Below are 2,012 nucleotides of genomic sequence, written 5' to 3'. Positions count from 1 at the left end.
TTTTGGGGATTTTTGCTTTCTTATAAAAAACTTATAATCAAAATTTTATAACACTTCTAAACGGTATCTCTATAAAGATAAGTATTTTAACACAATTTTAAAAACTGATTTTCAATACCTTATCTTACATGGACAATATTTTTTCTATCGTAATATTTTCCGTTTAAATTACTATTGTATAATTTTATTATCTCTTGTCTATCGTTAGATTTATGAATATATACATGTCTGTATCCAGTTTTTGGATTTATAAAATAACCTGCATTTATACCATCACTTTCTAATTCATCTAACAGTCTATCTGCATATGGCTTTTTAGAAAATACTCCTACTTGCATATAATAACCTGGTTCTAAGCCATCTACCAAACTCATTGTTTGTACTCTTGCTTTTGGCTGTGTTTTAGGCACTTTATATGTTTCTCCTTCAGGCCCAAGAGTTACTTTCATTACATATACTCTATCTTTTCCTGAAGAATTACCACTTGAAGTACTAATTCCTAGGCCTCCACCTACTTCATCATCACTCTCTGTTTCTTTTTTAATCGCTCCATTAATTTCATCACGTTGTTCTTCAGCTTCTTCTTTCTTTCCATGACGATCTATATATACTACATATACATTATATTTTGGATCTCTAACATATCTAGCTCTTACTTTTTTCTTATGAGTTTTATTATATTGTTTAACACTCTTTTTATTATTGTAAAACTTAACTTCTTCTTGAGCTTTTTTCAATGATTTAAATTGCTCTATTGCAACATAATACATTGTACCTCCTCCTCCTCTTTCTGTTACTGTAGTTTCTCTCCAAGGCCTATCACTTCTTCTAGGTAAAGATTGATCTCTTGTTTCGGTAGGCTCAGAAGGTGAAACCTCTCTAATAATTTCTGTAGTTTTAGTATTTGTAGGTTGATTTTCTAATTTCTTTAAAATTTCATCTACTTTCTTATTTAATTTATCTATAGAATCCTGAGCGATTCTTATTTCATCTGATAAATCGTTATGTTCAGGGTTTTCGTATTCTTCCTCTCTTCTATCTATTATTGGTTTAATCGAATTATCAGGAATACTAACAGTAACATTACCTGTTTTTCTTGATTTTCTTTTCCCTAAACGATAAATTAAACCAACCTCGTTTGTTCCACTTAAGTTTTGTTGCTTTTCATATGTAAAACCAATTGATAATCTTTTATTCAGATTAATACCAAAACCAGCATTTAAACCAAATAACTTATCATAACCAACTTTTAACCAACCTACTTTAGGCAAATCAGCTAATACAGTAGCAGCATAAGAAAAACCATCTACTTTTGTTCTTCTTCCAATACCTAATCCTCTAATCGTTGTTCCAGAAAACAAACCACTAGTATTTTGCAATCTATAAGTATAGGCAGCATGAGCAGAGATTGTTTTATCTCCAAATTCTGTTACAAATTCACTACTTTTTAAATTAAAATCTCCTAAGTTTTCAAAGAATAATCCAACATCAAAATTACCAAAAGAAACTGTAGCTGCTGGCTGAAAAACTACTACGGGTCTGTCTTGATAATTATTGATTAAAGGTTCTGGTGTATTAGTTAACACTCTGGGCTCATCTAAACTTCTTCTGCTGTAAAAAAAGTTGAATCCAAAAGTTAAATGAGTTTTTTCTGATAAATTGATTTGATAGGCATAATTTGCCATGGCACCAAAATCTTTAAAAACCCCTATTTCTTGTTGGAATACAGCTATTCCTGCACCAACATTAGATTGCATTTTACCTGAATAGCTTAAAATATGTAGACGAGAAGCATCCTCAAAATCAATATTTGAGCTTCTACTAATCGCTTCTATTGTAGATGTTTCTCTATGAAGTAAAGAAAATGTAGGAACTGTCATGAAGTTATTAAACTTCATAAAGCTCCTTGATGAAAAACCATTATAAGAATCTTCACTAGCAATACTCGTTTGAGCATAAGCTAGTAAATTCATAAATACACATAGTGTTAATAAAGTAATTTTCTTTACCAT

At 30.2% G+C, this 2,012-nt stretch carries 1 protein-coding gene; it reads right to left on the bottom strand.

Annotated elements, in window-relative coordinates; all coding sequences use genetic code 11:
- Window positions 1-119 precede the first annotated feature (119 nt).
- Complete coding sequence (locus tag AC2TEO_RS17465; protein WP_442266047.1) at window positions 120-2,012, bottom strand: PorP/SprF family type IX secretion system membrane protein; 1,893 nt, start codon at window positions 2,010-2,012, stop codon at window positions 120-122.

The sequence above is a fragment of the Tenacibaculum aquaeponti genome (assembly GCF_057221555.1).
The sequence above is the reverse complement of the archived record's forward strand: the minus strand, read 5'-3'. Positions and strand labels throughout refer to the sequence as shown.

Bases quoted from the DNA above. Each gene is read 5' to 3' on its own strand.
- AC2TEO_RS17465 (WP_442266047.1), bottom strand. From the start codon at position 2,012: ATGGTAAAGAAAATTACTTTATTAACACTATGTGTATTTATGAATTTA.